11 protein-coding genes and 1 pseudogene are annotated in these 15,512 nt (G+C 63.7%); 3 read left to right on the top strand and 9 right to left on the bottom strand.

Features of this window, described 5'->3' with window-relative positions; all coding sequences use genetic code 11:
• Nucleotides 1-57: 57 nt before the first annotated feature.
• The 8 genes and pseudogenes from yccS to HU750_RS04750 form a co-directional block, all read right to left on the bottom strand.
• A complete protein-coding gene (gene yccS / locus HU750_RS04720) occupies nucleotides 58-2,241 on the bottom strand; it encodes a YccS family putative transporter (RefSeq protein WP_099455528.1) in 2,184 nt (727 codons plus the stop codon).
• An 82-nt stretch (nucleotides 2,242-2,323) separates the two neighbouring features.
• A complete protein-coding gene (locus tag HU750_RS04725) occupies nucleotides 2,324-3,505 on the bottom strand; it encodes a BaiN/RdsA family NAD(P)/FAD-dependent oxidoreductase (protein WP_099455527.1) in 1,182 nt (393 codons plus the stop codon).
• Between the two features lie 136 nt (nucleotides 3,506-3,641).
• Nucleotides 3,642-4,979: an ATP-dependent RNA helicase DbpA gene (dbpA, locus tag HU750_RS04730; RefSeq protein ID WP_238348880.1), complete on the bottom strand. Its 1,338-nt coding sequence runs from the start codon at nucleotides 4,977-4,979 to the stop codon at nucleotides 3,642-3,644.
• A 112-nt stretch (nucleotides 4,980-5,091) separates the two neighbouring features.
• A complete protein-coding gene (mdtD, locus tag HU750_RS04735) occupies nucleotides 5,092-6,519 on the bottom strand; it encodes a multidrug transporter subunit MdtD (protein ID WP_099455526.1) in 1,428 nt (475 codons plus the stop codon).
• A gap of 129 nt (nucleotides 6,520-6,648) precedes the next feature.
• Nucleotides 6,649-7,980, bottom strand: coding sequence for a TldD/PmbA family protein (locus tag HU750_RS04740; RefSeq protein ID WP_186677298.1), 1,332 nt, complete (start codon nucleotides 7,978-7,980; stop codon nucleotides 6,649-6,651).
• Nucleotides 7,980-9,422 (bottom strand): TldD/PmbA family protein, encoded by a 1,443-nt coding sequence (locus tag HU750_RS04745; RefSeq protein ID WP_186677300.1) that lies wholly within the window; start codon nucleotides 9,420-9,422, stop codon nucleotides 7,980-7,982. Before HU750_RS04745 ends, HU750_RS04740 begins: the two co-directional genes overlap by 1 nt.
• 31 nt (nucleotides 9,423-9,453) lie before the next feature.
• Nucleotides 9,454-9,567: pseudogene (locus HU750_RS27485) on the bottom strand (hypothetical protein); the annotation flags it as partial.
• Entirely contained in the window at nucleotides 9,564-10,454 is an 891-nt protein-coding gene (locus HU750_RS04750; protein WP_186677302.1) for a LysR family transcriptional regulator, read from the bottom strand. The pseudogene HU750_RS27485 and the gene HU750_RS04750, both read right to left, overlap by 4 nt.
• 124 nt (nucleotides 10,455-10,578) lie before the next feature.
• Between HU750_RS04750 and HU750_RS04755 the strand changes: the two genes are divergently transcribed.
• Genes HU750_RS04755 through HU750_RS04765 form a run of 3 tightly spaced genes read left to right on the top strand, consistent with a single transcriptional unit; the run spans nucleotide 10,579 to nucleotide 13,481 of the window.
• Nucleotides 10,579-11,559, top strand: coding sequence for a hypothetical protein (locus tag HU750_RS04755; RefSeq protein WP_186677305.1), 981 nt, complete (start codon nucleotides 10,579-10,581; stop codon nucleotides 11,557-11,559).
• A gap of 24 nt (nucleotides 11,560-11,583) precedes the next feature.
• Nucleotides 11,584-12,543: a 2OG-Fe(II) oxygenase gene (locus tag HU750_RS04760; protein WP_186677308.1), complete on the top strand. Its 960-nt coding sequence runs from the start codon at nucleotides 11,584-11,586 to the stop codon at nucleotides 12,541-12,543.
• 2 nt (nucleotides 12,544-12,545) lie between these two features.
• Nucleotides 12,546-13,481: a DMT family transporter gene (locus tag HU750_RS04765; protein ID WP_186677311.1), complete on the top strand. Its 936-nt coding sequence runs from the start codon at nucleotides 12,546-12,548 to the stop codon at nucleotides 13,479-13,481.
• Nucleotides 13,482-13,511: 30 nt separating this feature from the next.
• Here HU750_RS04765 and HU750_RS04770 read toward each other — a convergent pair whose 3' ends face one another.
• Entirely contained in the window at nucleotides 13,512-15,314 is a 1,803-nt protein-coding gene (locus HU750_RS04770; protein ID WP_186677313.1) for an acyl-CoA dehydrogenase, read from the bottom strand.
• Nucleotides 15,315-15,512: the final 198 nt, after the last annotated feature.

The following is a 15,512-nucleotide window of genomic DNA, read 5'->3' on the forward strand; positions in this document are numbered from 1 at the left end:
CCATTTCCTGTGGGAGCGGGTTTACCCGCGAAGAGGCCGCCACAGGCCACATAGCATTTAGGCCGGCGCGCTTTCCTTGACCAGGTGCGCTGCCAGCGTGCGCAATGGCCCCAACTGCCTGCAAATCAGTGCCAGCTGGGTCTGCACCAACCGCTGGTGCTCATCCAGCTCTTCTGGCATCTGCTCCAGGTCGTTGGCCAGCGCTTCTTCGGCATCACTGTGGATCGCCACCGGTAGCCGCGCCGCCAGGCCATTGGCGATTTCATCCAGGCTGTTGGCCAGGCTTTGCCCCGCGCCCTCGATCAACAGCTCTTGCACCTCCGCCGGCAAGGCGGTGTCGCGGTGCGCGCCAAGCCCGGAGAGGTAGCTGAGCAGCGTGTGCGACAACACCAGGAAACGGAAGCCAACGTCCGCTTCCTTGCGGAAGTGCCCCGGTTCCATGAGCATGTTGGCCAGCGTGGTCGACAGCGCCGCATCGGCGTTGTGGGCATTGCGGCGGGCCAGGCGGTAGGCGAGGTCGTCGCGTTTGCCGTGGGCATACTGCTGCATGATCTGGCGCAGGTACACGCTGGCGCAGGCCAAGGTGTTGGCCAGCGCCTTGTTCAAGCGCCGGCCTTGCCAGTCGGGCAGGAACAGGAACACCGCCAGAATGGCGATCAGGCTGCCCACCAGGGTATCGAACAGGCGCGGCAGGAACAGGCCGTAGCCGTCGCCGATCTGGTTGAAGCAGAACAGCACCATCAAGGTGATCGCTGCGGTTGCCAAGGTGTACCGGGTGGTGCGGTTGACGAAGAACACCACCCCGGCGACCACAGCGAACATCGACTGGATGATCGGGCTGGGGAACAGGTCGAACAGGGCCCAGCCAACCGTCAAACCGATGGCCGTGCCGAACACCCGCTGCACCAGCTTGCGCCGGGTCGCGCCGTAGTTGGGCTGGCAGACGAACAGCGTGGTGAGGATGATCCAGTAGCCCTGGGTCGGGTGAATCAAATGCACCATGCCGTAGCCGATCGACAGTGCCAGCGACAAGCGCAGAGCGTGGCGGAACAGCAGCGAGGTCGGCGTGAGCTGGGTGCGCAGGCGGCTCAACACATCCTTCAGCGAGCGTGGCGAACGGTCGAGCAGGCTGCTGTCACTGGCATCGGCCAGGCTGTCCGGGTTGCTGGCGGCGCCCAGCAGGCGGTCGAGGGTGGCAAGGTTGGCGGCCAGTGCCCGCAACGACCGCAGCAGGCTACGCCAGGCCGGGTTGTTCTGGTTGCGCAAGTGCTCCAGAGAGGCGTTGAGGTCTTCCAGGGTGTCGGCAAACCGGCTGTCGAGCACGAACGGCTGGCGCAAGCGGATCGAGCGTGCCAGGTCTTGGCAGGCGGAGCCTTGATGGCGCAGCAGGCGCTGGCAGCGGAACATCACGTCGCTGTGGAAGAACGCTTCGGCCAGGGCGTTGTACGGGTAATGCGAGGCGCTGACGCGCTCGTGAATATCCTGGGCCAGAAAGTACAGTTTCAGGTAACGGCTGACCTTGGAATTTGGCTGGCTGTTGCCGACCCGGTGCAGGATGATTTCCTTGGCAGCGTTGAGCGCCGCGACCACCTTGCCGTTCTGCTGGGCCAACTCCAGGCGGCGGGCCTCCAGGTCGAGGTTGCGGATGGGTTCAAACAGGTTGGCCTTCAGCTTGAGGTAGCGCCCCAGCTCGAAAAACAGTTTGGCCAGGCTTTGCTGCACCGGCTGATTGGAGAACAACGCTTGCCACAGCACCGACAGCAGGCCGTACCAGGCTGCGCCCGCCACCAGCAGCATTGGCTCGTGCCAGAAGTCATTCACCTGGCCGCCGCGTTGGTCCACGCCGATCATGGTGTACACCGACAAAATCAGCGTGGCTGAAGCGATCGCACCATAGCGCTCGCCCAGTGCACCGAGCATGGTCAGGCCGAAGGCCGCCAGGGCCAGGGCGCCGGCGAAGATCCAGGGGTAGGGGAACAGTAACTCGACTGACAGCGCGGCGATGGCAAAACACACCAGGGTTACCGCCAGCGCGCTGAGCCGGCCTTGCCAGCTGTCGTCGGTTTCGGCCAGGGCACTGGCGATGATGCCCAGGAACAAGGGGATCAGCAGGGCCATTTCATCCTGGTACCAACACAAGGCCATGCTGCCGGTGAGGGCGACCGTAACCCTGATGCTGTAGCTGAACTTGTCTTGGCCCCACAGGCGACGCAGTGACTGACGGAACGAGCTCGATGACATGATGGCCTTGGGCTGTGATCGAATGAATACAGTGCCGCACGGACCAGCAAGAAGCGTTCCGTGCTGCTGAATGGATTCTACTCTACACGAACTGCGCCGCAGCGTTAGCCGATGCCCATGCCCACTGGAAATTGAAACCGCCCAGGTGGCCGGTGACATCCAGCACCTCGCCAATGAAGTACAGCCCCGGGGCTTTGAGCGACTCCATGGTCTTGGACGACACCTCGCGGGTGTCCACGCCGCCCAGCGTCACTTCGGCGGTGCGATAGCCCTCGGTGCCAGCCGGTACCACCTGCCAGGCTGCCAGTTTTTCGGCGATCTGGGCCAGTTCTGCCGGGGTGTACTGCTTCATCGGCTTGGATTCGAACCACTGCTCGGCCAACAGGTTGGCCAGCTTGCGGGTGAACACCTCGCCAAGCACCGTCTTCAGTTCTGCGTTGGCGCGCTCGGCCTGCTGCTGTTGCAGCCAGGTCAGTGCATCGCGGTCCGGCAGCAGGTTGATCTCCACCGTGTCGCCGGCCTCCCAGAACGAGGAGATCTGCAGAATCGCCGGGCCGCTCAGGCCGCGGTGGGTAAACAGCAGGTTCTCGCGGAAGCTGGTGCCGTTGCAGCTGGCCGTGCAGTCCAGCGAGGTGCCCGACAGTTCAGTGCACAGTGCCTTGAGTTGGGGCTCGGTGATGGTGAAGGGCACCAGCCCGGCGCGGGTCGGCAGCAGGGTGTGGCCGAACTGGCGCGCCACCTGGTAGCCGAAACCGGTAGCACCCAGGGTCGGGATCGACAGGCCGCCGGTGGCGATCACCAGCGACTGGCAGGCGAACTGCCCGGCACTGGTTTGCAGCAGGTAGCCGTTTTCGGTTTTCTCGATGTGCGAGATGCTGGTGTCCATGCGCAACTCGGCACCGGCCTCGTCGCACTCGGCCAGGAGCATGTTGAGGATGTCGCTGGCCTTGTTGTCGCAGAACAGCTGCCCGAGCTTCTTCTCGTGATACGGCACGCCATGCTTGGCCACCAGCTCGATGAAGTCCCACTGGGTGTAGCGGGCCAGCGCCGACTTGCAGAAGTGCGCGTTGTGCGAAAGGAAGTTGGCAGGCTCGGTGTACATGTTGGTGAAGTTGCAGCGCCCGCCGCCGGACATGAGGATTTTCTTGCCTGGCTTGTTGGCGTGGTCCAGCAGCAGTACCCGGCGGCCACGGCGGGCGCTGAGCTGGGCGCACATCAGGCCGGCGGCGCCGGCGCCGAGGATGATCACGTCGGTGGTGTGCACGGGTTACCTCTTGAAGATTGCTGGGGCTGCCTTGCAGCCCTTTCGCGACACAAGGCCGCTCCTACAGGGGATCGCGTAACCCGTGTAGGAGCGACCTTGTGTCGCGAAAGGGCCGCAAAGCGGCCCCAATAGTTTTTTAAATGATGCGGACTTTCAGGGCCCGGCCTTTGATCTTGCCGCTGTTCAGGCGCTGCATCGCCTGCTTGGCCAGTGCCCGTTCCACTGCCACGAAGGCCTGGAAATCGAAGATGGCGATCTTGCCCACCTGCTTGCCCGGGATGCCGGCATCGCCGGTCAATGCGCCGAGGATGTCACCCGGGCGCAGTTTGTCCTTGCGCCCGGCAGCGATGCACAAGGTGCTCATCACCGGCAGCAGCGGCTCGCCGCCTTTATTTTTCAGGCTGTCCAGCTGGTCCCAGCGCAGCGGGCTCTTCTGCAGCGCTTCGATGGCCTGGGCGCGGTGGCCTTCGGCCGGGGCCACCAGGCTGACCGCAACGCCCTTCTCACCGGCACGGCCGGTACGGCCGACACGGTGCACGTGGATCTCGGCGTCACGCGCCAGCTCGACGTTGAGCACCATGTCCAGGCCGTCGATGTCCAGGCCGCGCGCGGCCACGTCGGTCGCCACCAGCACCGAGCTGCTGCGGTTGGCGAACATGGCCAGCACTTGGTCGCGGTCGCGCTGTTCGAGGTCACCGTGCAGGGCCTGGGCGACGATGCCTTTGGCCGTGAGGTGGGCGACCACGTCTTCGCACTGCTGCTTGGTGAAGCAGAACGCCACGCACGATTGCGGGCGATAGTGGCCGAGCACGCGGGTCACCGCTTCGAGGCGCTGTTGCGCGTCGATTTCGATGAAGCGCTGTTCGATCTGGTTGTCGGTGTGCAGGCTTTCGACCTTGACCTGCTGCGGGTTGCGCATGAAGTCTGCGGCAAGCTGCTTGATGCCGGACGGGTAGGTGGCCGAGAACAGCAGGGTCTGGCGGCGGGCCGGAGTCTTGCCGATGATGCTGGCGATGGCGTCGAAAAAGCCCATGTCGAGCATGCGGTCGGCTTCGTCGAGGATCAGCGTGTTGAGCCCGTCGAGTACCAGGGTGCCTTTATCCAGGTGCTGCTGGATGCGCCCCGGGGTGCCGACGATGATGTGCGCACCGTGCTCCAGCGACGCGATCTGCGGGCCGAGCGAAACGCCGCCGCAGAGGGTCAGGATCTTGATGTTGTCTTCGGCGCGCGCCAGCCGGCGCAACTCTTTGGCGACCTGGTCGGCGAGCTCGCGGGTCGGGCACAGGACCAGCGCCTGGCAACCGAAGTAGCGCGGGTTGATCGGGTTCAGCAGGCCGATGCCGAACGCAGCGGTCTTGCCGCTGCCGGTCTTGGCCTGGGCGATCAGGTCCTGGCCCTTGAGGATGACCGGCAGGCTCTGTGCCTGGATCGGCGTCATCGAGGTATAGCCGAGGGCGTCCAGGTTGGCCAGCATGGCGGCGGACAGCGGCAGGGTGGCAAAGGCGGTGGATTCGGTGGTCACGAGGCGGGCCTGTGTGGCGAAGCGAAAAATGCCGCACAGTCTACCAGCCTCATGGCCATTCGCCCTACGACTCCATGTGTTGTTCCGGACGACGGGCACGCCTTCCGTCTGTCGGCGCCAGTTGCAGGAAGATGGCTGCGGCCAGCATGGCCATGATGCCGATGGTCACGAAGGTCAGCTGGAAGGCGCCCAAGGTGCTTTCCACCCCCTCGGCGCTGCCGGCCGCCGTGAAGCCGCCCAGCAATGCACCCGCGCAGGCCACACCCAGGCTCAGCGCCAGTTGCGCGACCACCGACAGCAGGCTGTTGCCGCTGCTGGCGCTGGCATCGTCGAGGTCGATCAGGGTTACCGTGTTCATGGCCGTGAACTGCATGGAGTTCACGGCACCGAGCAGGCCCAGTTGTATCAGCAGCACGGCGTAGGGCGTCTGCTCGTCGACCAGGCCGAGGCTGGCCAGCAGCAGGCCCAGCAGCAGGGTATTGCCGGTGAGGATGATGCGGTAGCCGAAGCGCTCGATCAGCGGCCGGGCGATGGACTTGGCCAGCATCGCCGCTGCAGCCAGCGGGATCATGCTCATGCCTGCCTGGGCTGGCGAATAGCCCAGTGCCACCTGCAGCAGCAGGGGCACGAGGAAGGGCAGGGCGCCGCTGCCCAGGCGCGCGAACAGGTTGCCGAGGATGCCGATGGCAAAGGTGCGCACGCGGAACAGGCTGGGCGAGAACAGCGGCTCGGGATCGCGCCCGGCCCGCAGCCAGTAGGCGGCCAGGCAGGCCATGCCAGCGAACAGCAGCAACATCACCCGCAAGTGCGGCAAGTGCAACTCGCCCAAGCCTTCCATGGCGATGGTGATCAGCACCATCGCCGCGCCGAACAAGAGGAAGCCCGGGCCATCGAAGCTGGTGCGCTCTGCGCCGCGCAGGTCAGGGATGAACTTCCACACGGCATAACAGCCGATGGCACCGACCGGCAGGTTGAGCAGGAAGATCCAGTGCCAGCTGAGGATTTCCACCAGCCAGCCACCGACCGTTGGGCCGAGCAGGGGGCCGAGCAGGCCGGGGATGGTGATGAAGCTCATGATCCGCACCAGCTCGGTGCGGGGGTAGGCGCGCAGTACCACCAGCCGGCCGACCGGCAGCATTAATGCGCCGCCCAGGCCTTGAACGACTCGGGCCATGATCAGAAAACCGAGGCTGTCGGCGGCGGCGCATAGCAGTGAGCCGAAGCTGAACAACAGGATCGCGCTGAAGAAGATGTGCTTGGTACCGAAGCGGTCGGCGAGCCAGCCGGAGGCGGGGATCAGCAAGGCTACGGTGAGCATGTAGGCGATGATCACGCCTTGCATGCGCAGCGGGTCCTCTTCCAGCGAGCGCGCCATGGCCGGCAGCGCGGTGTTGAGAATGGTGCCGTCCAGGGACTGCATGAAGAAAGCGATGGCCACGACCCAGGGGATCCAGCGGGCGGTGACGGGGTCCAGCGGTGCACGATCAGGCATGACGTCCTCTTTTGTCTGTGCCGGCCTCTTCGCGGGGCAAGCCCGCTCCCATAGGATCTCCACTGCCCTCGAATGGGGTGACATCGCTGTGGGAGCGGGCTTGCCCCGCGAAAGGGCCGGTAATGCCTATCACAATGTCAGGGTCAGGCCTTTGACCAGCGCCCCTGGCAAATGACTCGACCCAGTACTGCGCTGTCCATAGGTACTGGTAGACAAGATCATCTCGCGCTCGCGCGTCAGGTCCTCCAGCTGGCTGCCCAGCAAACTGTACAGGCTGTCATCGAAGCGCATGGTGCTTACCGGCCCCTGAATCTGGCCATTCTCCACCCAGAAGGTGGCAAAACGGGTCAGGCCGGTCATGCGTGCTGCTGGCAGGTCCGAGTAGTTCAGGTACCACAAGTTGCTGATATACAGCCCGGTGCCCAGCCGTTCGAGGATTGTTTCACTGGCCAGGTTGCCCGCCGCGAGGCTCAAGGCGCAGGGCGACTCGTAGCTGTCGGCACCATTCGCCACCAGCGCGAACTCGGCCGCACTGCGTGCGCTGATCAAGCGCTGCACGGCTTGGCCTTGCTGGATCAGCGGCACATCGAGGCGGGGTGACCCCTCATCCGAAAACGCCGGGCTCAGCGAACCGCTGACTTGCTCGTCGAAGCTGACCAGCGGGCTCAGCTGCGCATCGCCGTTATACAGGCGCTGCAGGGCGCTGTTGCCAGTGGCCAGGGCCTGCGCAGAAAACCCGCCCCAGCACAGCATGCCGGCGATCTCGTCCATGGCCGCTGGCGCCAGGTAGGCGCGGTAACTGCCTGGTTTCAAGGTGATGGCAGGGCGGCCCAGGAACGCCAGTTGCTCGCGGGCCAGGCGCAGGCGCGCGACGAACTCGTCAGCGCTCCAGGCCTGCCCGGCATAGTTGGCTTTCACGGCCTGGCCGTTGCTGTGGAACAGGCTCCAGTCCATGTTGAAACTGTTGGCCTGGTGCCAGCCAAAGGCCCCGAACGAGCTGGCGAAGCCGCGACAAATCGGCCCGGCGGCGTAGATGCCGACCAGGTCCTGGTCGCCGGCTTCCCGTTCGATCAAGGCCAGCACTTCATCCAGTTCCGGCAGCGTGTGGTCTTGCTGGCTGTGGCTGTTCCACGGGGTTTCGTCCAGGCGCAGGTAGGGGTCGACGGCCAGCAGGGGCAGGGTCTGTCGCAGTTGGCCCAGGGCATCGGCCAGGCGCGCGCGGTCCTGCACGGCATCATCGCCCAGGGTGATCAACTGCTCGGCCTGGCGGCCATCACAGATCAGGCGCAGTTGCACACTGGCCTGGCTCACCTCGCCGGCCTGGCGCACCTTGGCATGGTTGAAGCGCACGAACTGTGACTGCTCGGCGCTGTAGCCAAAGGTGAACTGTTCGCCCGGCTGCAGGGCATCGCGCAGGGCGCCAAGCAGGCTTTCGAAACGGTGTTGGGGTGTGGCGCTCATCAGGCGTCGCCTCCGAAGACATCGATCTGGCTGAACACGCAGGCCGGCGAAGCATGGCCGACCCGCACCACCTGGTTGGGCTCGCCTTTGCCGCAATTGGGCGTACCGAGCACCTGGAAGGTGCTGGCGTCGCCGACGGCGGACAAGTTGCGCCAGAACTGCGCCGAGATGCCGCGGTAGTTGGGGTTCTTGACGATGCCCTTGAGCTCGCCGTTTTCGATCAGTTGGCCCCACTCGCAGCCGAACTGGAACTTGTTGCGGGCATCGTCGATGGACCAGGAGCGGTTGGTGCGCATCAGGATGCCGTGCTCGATACCCTTGACCAGCTGCGCCAGCGAGCGGTCGCCCGGCTCGATGTTGAGGTTGGCCATGCGGTCGATCGGTGCGCGGTTCCAGCCACAGGCACGGCTGTTGGCCACGCCGTCCAGGCCGGAGCGGAACTGCGACAGGGCGCCGCCCAACGGGCGCAGTAGCACGCCATCGCGGATCAGGAACTGCTTGCTGGCCTGGGTGCCGTCATCGTCGTAGCTGTAGCTGGCGAGTTCTTCGCCGATGGTCGGGTCGAAGGTCACGTTGAGCAGCTTCGAGCCGTATTGCAGGTGGCCGAAGTCACTGGCGTTGACGAAACTGGTGCCGGCGTAGTTGCGCTCGTCGCCGAGAATGCGGTCCATCTCCAGCGGGTGGCCGATGGACTCGTGAATCTGCAGCATCATCTGGTCGGGCATCAGCAGCAGGTCACGCGGGCCGCTGGGCGTATTGGGTGCCAGCAGCAGTTGCAGCGCCTCGTCGGCGACCCGGCGGGCGGCGCCGACCAGGCCACAGCGCTCGATGACCTCGAAGCCCCCCTGCTGGCCAAAGTTGTCCCGGCCCAGGCTGCGGCTCTGGCTGTCTTGGCCGTCGCTGGCCGTCACGCTCAGGCCTGGGAACAGGAAGCGCTGGGCGTGGCGCAGTTCGGCGCCGGCGGAGTTGAGGTAGGTTTGTTCAACCAGGGTGATGTCCAGGCCGGCCTGCCAATCCACCAGGCGGCTGTCCTGGGGCACGCTGGCCGACTCGGCGGCGAGCAGGCCCAGGCAATCGGCGAGGTTGGGCAGTGGCTGGTCGAAGTTGGGCGAGACATGGTCGTGGCGTGCGCTGGTCACCGGTTGGTCGCGCAGGTCCAGCAGGCTATGCCTGGCGATCTGCCGGGCCAGCGCTTCGGCGCGTTCGAGCGCCTGCTGCAAGCCTTGTTGGGACAGGTCGGCGGTGGCGGCATAGGCCTCAACGCCGCTGACCCGCACGGTGAGCATGGCGCCCTCGTCCTGGCTGAAGAACGGCGGCTCGGCCACATTGCGACGCACAGACAATGCCTGGTACGACTGCTTCACATGACGCAGGGAAAACAACTCGGCCGTGCTGCGCAGCCCAGCAAAGCGCTGGCGCAACAGGGCGCTGGAATCAAACATGCGGGAACCTCCGAGTCAGTGGTGGCTCCCCCTAGAACCACGCCACTCGCATGCCTAGGCCTGTATCGTCACGGGCCACGAGCAATGCCAGCTCATTATGGCAGCCAGGTACTTCCCTGGTCAGGAAATAACGCGGGCGGTTCAACCACCGCCCTCCCAGCAATGGGGCGGTGTTGTTACGCCCACTTTCTGGATGGCGGCCTTCAACATAGCATTCAGATGCGCTGCGACATGGTGCGAGGTGTCCGTTAGCAAGTAGACGTGGTGCTTTTCGAGGTCGGGCAAGCCCAGCCCTTCCACGTACGCGAGTGAGGTATCCGTGCTATCCAGCCCTTCGACAATGCCCACGGCCAGGCCACTTCTCATGCAGGCCAGTACCGCGTGCCAGTTGGCGCTTTCCAACAGCACACGGTACGCAATGCCGTGGGCTTTCAGAGCCTGCAACGCCGCCTCCCGGTACGGGCAACCCTTCAACTGCAGTGCCAGCGGCAAGGGGCGACTGGGGTCATGGCTGAATCCAGGCGCTGCGGCCCAGCGCGGCTGCGTCGAGCGAAGCCACTCGCCTTGCTGCCAGCCGTCACTGCTGACCGCCACTGCCAGGTCCAGCCGCTGTCGCGCAAACAGGTCGATGAGCTCTGCGCTGGATCGCGCTACAGCCCCCAACTCCAGCTTCGGGTTATTGGCGACGAACACCGGCAGAAAGTCGCTCATGAGGTTGGCGGCATAACCGTCGGGTACGCCTATGCGCACCTTGCCGGTCATCTGCTGTGGCGACAGCGTGGCCAGTAGCCTGTCGTGAGCCATCAAGAAACGTGTCGCTTCGCCCATCAGCTGACGGCCCGCAGGGGTTAGCTCCACCGACTGGTTACTGCGTGTGAACAATTGTTGCCCGATCTTTCCCTCCAGCTTCTGGATCTGCGTCGTCACCGCCGATGGGCTGCGGTGGACGTAGTCGGCCGCCGCCTTGAAGCGGCCTAGCCGGGCCACTGCCTGGAAGGTTCTCAGTACATCGATGTCGAGGCCTTTGCCCATGGAGCCACCTGATTTGGTCGGATCGAACCAGCGCTTCGATTTAATCAACTGTACAGCCTTTATACCCACTCTTACTGTGGGGTCGAAGCCCGCATGCCCCCTGAATTGCAATGGAATGATACGGATGAGCCTGAATGACTTCGTGGTAGATGCACTCGTGCGCAACCCGGCTTACCAGCACGCACGACTATGGACTGTCGAGAACCACGAGAAGTACTCGACCTTGGCCCAGCCTGAGCCGGGACCTGAAAGCGACCACCGTTTCAACCACGAGATATTTCTGCTTATGCGCGCCTTGAATGAGCAAGGTGTGGGTCAGAGCGGGCTCTGTGCTGATGCAGAGGGGCAGGGGGCGCTCAAGGCCGTCATCGGGGACGTTGCCGAGCGGTTGGCAGCGCTGAGCAGTGGGCGCCGTGTGCACTATGTGGAGTTGGGCCCGGAGCCGATCAAGAGCGCCTGCTTGCTGAAGCGAATGGTCGAGACGTCCAGCTCCATCCGCTACACCGCCATCGATATCAACCAGACTTCAGAAGCCGCGATGAGCGATGCCGTGGGGCCCATCGTGCGCGAGGATGGCAGTTTCAATTACATCGCCGCTGATTACCGCACCGTAACCCATGAGGATTTGCGTCACGATCAGGAGCTCACTCTCATCACCCTGCTTGGGTTTCAGGAGGGTAACGAGCTGCCAGTGAGCACTGGGCGGCTGATTCGTAGCCTTGCAGGTAACACCACCTACATCCTTTCGGAAATGCAGGTCTACGACGAAGGCCTGGAAAGTACCATCCTCAAGTTCTACGCCAACCCCTGCATGCTCCAGTTCTCCCAAATGGTCGCGCTTCAACAAGGCTTCATCCCCTCGGGCGAGCATGAAGCCATGCTCGTACCGCTACGCATTCAGGATGAACCCATCCATGTCGCGGTAACCCTGCAACCTGTGCAGCGTCTGCAGCAACGTGGGTACCTGCTGACCAACATCTGCCTCAAGTACACGCCCGAACAGTTCCGTCGCATCAGGGCCCGGCATTGCAACTGCAGTGTGGTGGACGAGTTCGCCAGCGGTGATGGCTCGGTGCGCTATCAGATCGCGAAGTACCTTCAGTAGTGACTCTACGGGGACAGACACATCATGAATCCTTCAGACACCTTACCCCTGTTCGAACGCGGCGTAGGGCGCGTGAAGCTGGCGCTCAAGTCGACATTGAAGCGCACGCCGCGGCCATCGCCTATCTGCCTCAGTGAGCAGTTGCCCTGGTCGGACGATTTGCTTTGCCAGCACGGGCCCGTCCTCAGCGACACCCGAACACTTGGGCAGCTTGGGTATGCCGACAGCCCGCACGCCAAAATCGCAGCGGACAGCATCACCGGGGTGGCGGTTGTGCATCGGCTGTTCACGCCCGAGGGCGTTGCGGCCTTGCAAGGCATCTGCAGCCGTCTGGAGGAGGGGGCGGGTGACAGCGACTGGATCATTTCGCGGCGTACGCGAGGGGTGACGGCTTTATCATCGTTCATCAACGACATGATGTGCAGCCGCTCATTCCTGTTAGCTGTCTCGCGCATTGCAGGCGTGCCGCTGGTGCCTTACCCCATGGTCAATGCGCGCTCGCAGGTCAACTATTTCTACCCCAAGCCTGTCGAGCAACAGCAGCAACTCGGCATGTGGCACACAGACGGCACCAATTACGTGCTGAACATCGTGCTGTCGGGGGCCTGCGAATACAGCGGCGGCGAATTCCTGTTCCATAACGGCACTGTCGACAGCTTTGATGCGTTGGACCACCGTACCTTCGAAAATGCGCGCCTGGACGCACCTGGCGATGCCTTGTTCATCTATGGCAGCCGATTGTTCCACGGTGTGCGCCCGGTGGTCAGCGGGCGACGCATGTCGTTGGTGCTGTCCTTTCATTGTCCCTACTTTGGTGACGACTCCAACCGGTTTTGGCACTTGGCCTCCGACGATGGCATCCCTGCGACGATCCCTAAATGGTTGGGGTTACGCTGGGCCTTGCAGCGATCAGCAGCCCGCCAGTTTTCAAGGATAGGCATCGAGCCGATTACGTTCGCGCAATTGCATCACACAGGGGCGTGAACATGCCAAGCAGTGCGCCGTACCTGATCCTGCTGCAAGTCATCTTTGTCCTTTCCTGGAGTTCGGGCTTTATTGGTGCCCGGCTGGGCACGGAAGACGCGGGTGCCATCAACCTGCTGTTTTGGCGGTTTCTGCTGGTCAGCATCTGCCTGCTGCCTTTTGTCGTGCATCGGCTGCGTACGCTTACGTGGGCGCAGATACGCTACAACGCCGTCATTGGTTTCCTGGCGCAGTTTGCCTATCTGGTCAGTGTCTACATCGCCATCCGGGGCGGGCTACCGGCGGGGATTGCCGCCATCATTTGTGCGCTGCAGCCATTGATCACGGCATCGATGAGCAACAACAACCAGCATGAGCGCAGTGGACGGCAGGAATGGCTCGGGCTTGGGGTGGGGTTCGCCGGCGTCAGCATGATCATTTTTGCAGAGTACAGCCTGTCTGCGAACCAGCTTAGCCTCTGGCTTTACGCCCTGCCGCTGATCGCCGCCATCACATTGTCCATTGCCACGCTGTATCAGCGTCGGCAATCGATCATGGCGACGGACCACAGCAAGGACGGTCTGCTGATGCCGTTGTTTCTGCAATCGACTGCGACACTGCTGCTGCTCACGGCTGCAGGCTTGCCGCTGGGGTTGATCGACGTGCCTGCCAGCACACAGGTCTGGGCGGCGGTCGCATGGCTGACCCTGTTCTCCACGTTCATTGCCTACCTGAGCCTGTGGATATTGCTGACAAAGCTCTCGGCGACCCGCGTCTCGGCACTGGTCTACCTCGAGCCTCCGGTGACGTTGTTATGGGCGGCGATGATGTTCGGGGACGTGATCCATTGGACAACCTACGTGGGCATTGCGGTGGTCGCGGCAGGTATCGCCATCACCCGCCAGCCGCGCAGGTCGGCCACGCCTGCCAATGCGCTGAGCGACACGGGTGACAGATAGAGGCGCGTGAGCGCGGCACTGCGCTGGTCGCTAGAACCACCCGTCTTGCATGGTGATACAGGTGTCGTCGCGTACCTCGAGCAATGCCAGCTCATTGTGGCAGCCCGGCACTTCCCAGGTCAGGAAGTAGCGCGCGGCCTGGAGCTTGCCGAGGTAGAAGTCACGGTCGTCGGCGTTGCCTTTGAGCAGGCCGAGTTCGGCGTGGATCGCCTGTTCCAGCCAGCGCCAGCCGACCACGCAGTGGCCGAAGGCCTTGAGGTACAGGGCCGAGTTGGCCAGGGCGGTGCTGACGTTGCCCTGGGCCATGTCACCCAGCAGGGCAAGGGTGACGGCTTGCAGGCGATTGACCAACTGCTCCAGCGGCTGGCGCAGGGTGTCGAGGCCAGGGTGGTGGCTGGCGCGCTCGGCTGTGCTGGCGATCAGGCGGATCAGTTGCTTGAGCCCGGCGCCGCCGTTTTGCGCAAGCTTGCGGCCGAGCAGGTCGAGCGACTGGATGCCTTCAGTACCCTCGTGAATCGGGTTCAGGCGGTTGTCGCGGTAATACTGCTCAACGGGGTATTCGCGGGTGTAGCCATGGCCGCCGAGGACTTGGATCGCTAACTCGTTGGCTTTGAGGCAGAAGGCCGATGGCCAGGATTTGACGATCGGGGTCAACAGGTCGAGCAGTGCCTGGGCGTGTTGCCGGGCGCTCTCGTCGTCGGCTGTCTGGGTGTCGTCGAACAGGCGTGCGGCGTACAGGCCAAGGTCGAAGGCGCCTTCAACGTAAGCCTTCTGCGTCAGCAGCATGCGCTTGACGTCGGTATGCCCGATGATTGGCACGGCAGGGCTGTGCGGGTCCTTGTTGTCCGGCAACCGCCCTTGTGGCCGCTGGCGCGCGTAGTCCAGCGAGTACAGGTAGCCGGCATAACCGAGCATCACCGCGCCCATGCCAACGCCGATGCGCGCCTCGTTCATCATCTGGAACATGCAGGCCAGGCCCTGGTGCGGCTGGCCTACCAGGTAGCCGATGCACTGGCCGTTGTCGCCGAAGTTCAACGCCGTCGAGGTGGTGCCGCGCCAACCCATCTTGTGGAACAGGCCAGCCAGCAGCACATCGTTACGCTCGCCACGGCTGCCATCCGGGTTCACCCGGTACTTGGGCACGATGAACAGCGAGATGCCCTTCACCCCGGGAGGCGCATCCGGCAGCTTGGCCAGCACCATGTGCACGATGTTTTCCGACAGCTCGTGGTCGCCGCCAGAGATGAAGATCTTGTTGCCCTTGAGCCGGTAGCTGCCATCGCCGGCGGGTTCTGCGCGGGTGCGGATATCGGCCAGGGACGAGCCCGCATGTGGCTCGGTCAACGCCATGGTGCCGAAGTAGCGGCCGTCGATCATCGGCTGCAGGAACAGGCGCTTTTGTTCGTCGGTGCCGAAGCTTTCGATCAGGTTGGCCGCGCCCATGGTCAGGAACGGGTAGGCCGTGGTGCCAGCGTTGGCGGCCTGGAAGTGCGCAAAGCAGGCCTGCGAGACCAGGCTGGGCAACTGCATGCCGCCGACCTCGAAGTCGCGGTTGGCGTTGAGGAAGCCCGCCTCAAGGAAGGCATCCACGGCTGGTTTCACCTCGGGGATCAGCTCGGCCCGGCCGTCCACGTAGCGCGGCTCGTTTTCATCGGCCTTGCGGTTGTGCGGCGCAAAGTACTTCTCGGCAATGGTACGGGCGGTGGTCAGCGCCGCGTCGAAGGTTTCGCGGCTGTGCTCGGCGAAGCGCGGGCGCTGGGTGAGGGCTTCGGCGTCGAGGACTTCGTAGAGCTCGAAGGCGAGGTTGCGAGGGCTGAGCAGGGTCTCGGGCATGGGGGCGGTCCTTGAGCGGGATGCTGCGAGTGTAGGGAATCGGGTGGGGTGGGGGGAGGTTAATAGGTTTGGGTGATATGGGTTTAGAAAGTGCAATGAGACCTAGCGGTCTGGCATCCGTTGAGATCTTATTTCCCATGCAAAACAGGGAAATCCATACCAGCACGTGGGTTTGGTTGACCCTTGTCGTTGCATCTG

The sequence above is a fragment of the Pseudomonas sp. SWRI50 genome (assembly GCF_014269095.1).
Taxonomy (GTDB): Bacteria; Pseudomonadota; Gammaproteobacteria; order Pseudomonadales; family Pseudomonadaceae; genus Aquipseudomonas; species Aquipseudomonas kermanshahensis.

Excerpts from the sequence above, each read along its gene's own strand:
- HU750_RS04750 (WP_186677302.1), bottom strand. The coding sequence starts at position 10,454 with ATGGGCAAAGGCCTCGACATCGATGTACTGAGAACCTTCCAGGCAGTG.
- HU750_RS04745 (WP_186677300.1), bottom strand. The coding sequence starts at position 9,422 with ATGTTTGATTCCAGCGCCCTGTTGCGCCAGCGCTTTGCTGGGCTGCGC.
- HU750_RS04755 (WP_186677305.1), top strand. The coding sequence starts at position 10,579 with ATGAGCCTGAATGACTTCGTGGTAGATGCACTCGTGCGCAACCCGGCT.
- HU750_RS04760 (WP_186677308.1), top strand. The coding sequence starts at position 11,584 with ATGAATCCTTCAGACACCTTACCCCTGTTCGAACGCGGCGTAGGGCGC.
- mdtD (WP_099455526.1), bottom strand. The coding sequence starts at position 6,519 with ATGCCTGATCGTGCACCGCTGGACCCCGTCACCGCCCGCTGGATCCCC.
- yccS (WP_099455528.1), bottom strand. The coding sequence starts at position 2,241 with ATGTCATCGAGCTCGTTCCGTCAGTCACTGCGTCGCCTGTGGGGCCAA.
- HU750_RS04765 (WP_186677311.1), top strand. The coding sequence starts at position 12,546 with ATGCCAAGCAGTGCGCCGTACCTGATCCTGCTGCAAGTCATCTTTGTC.
- HU750_RS04770 (WP_186677313.1), bottom strand. The coding sequence starts at position 15,314 with ATGCCCGAGACCCTGCTCAGCCCTCGCAACCTCGCCTTCGAGCTCTAC.
- HU750_RS04740 (WP_186677298.1), bottom strand. The coding sequence starts at position 7,980 with ATGAGCGCCACACCCCAACACCGTTTCGAAAGCCTGCTTGGCGCCCTG.
- dbpA (WP_238348880.1), bottom strand. The coding sequence starts at position 4,979 with ATGCTGGCCAACCTGGACGCCCTCGGCTATACCTCGATGACGCCGATC.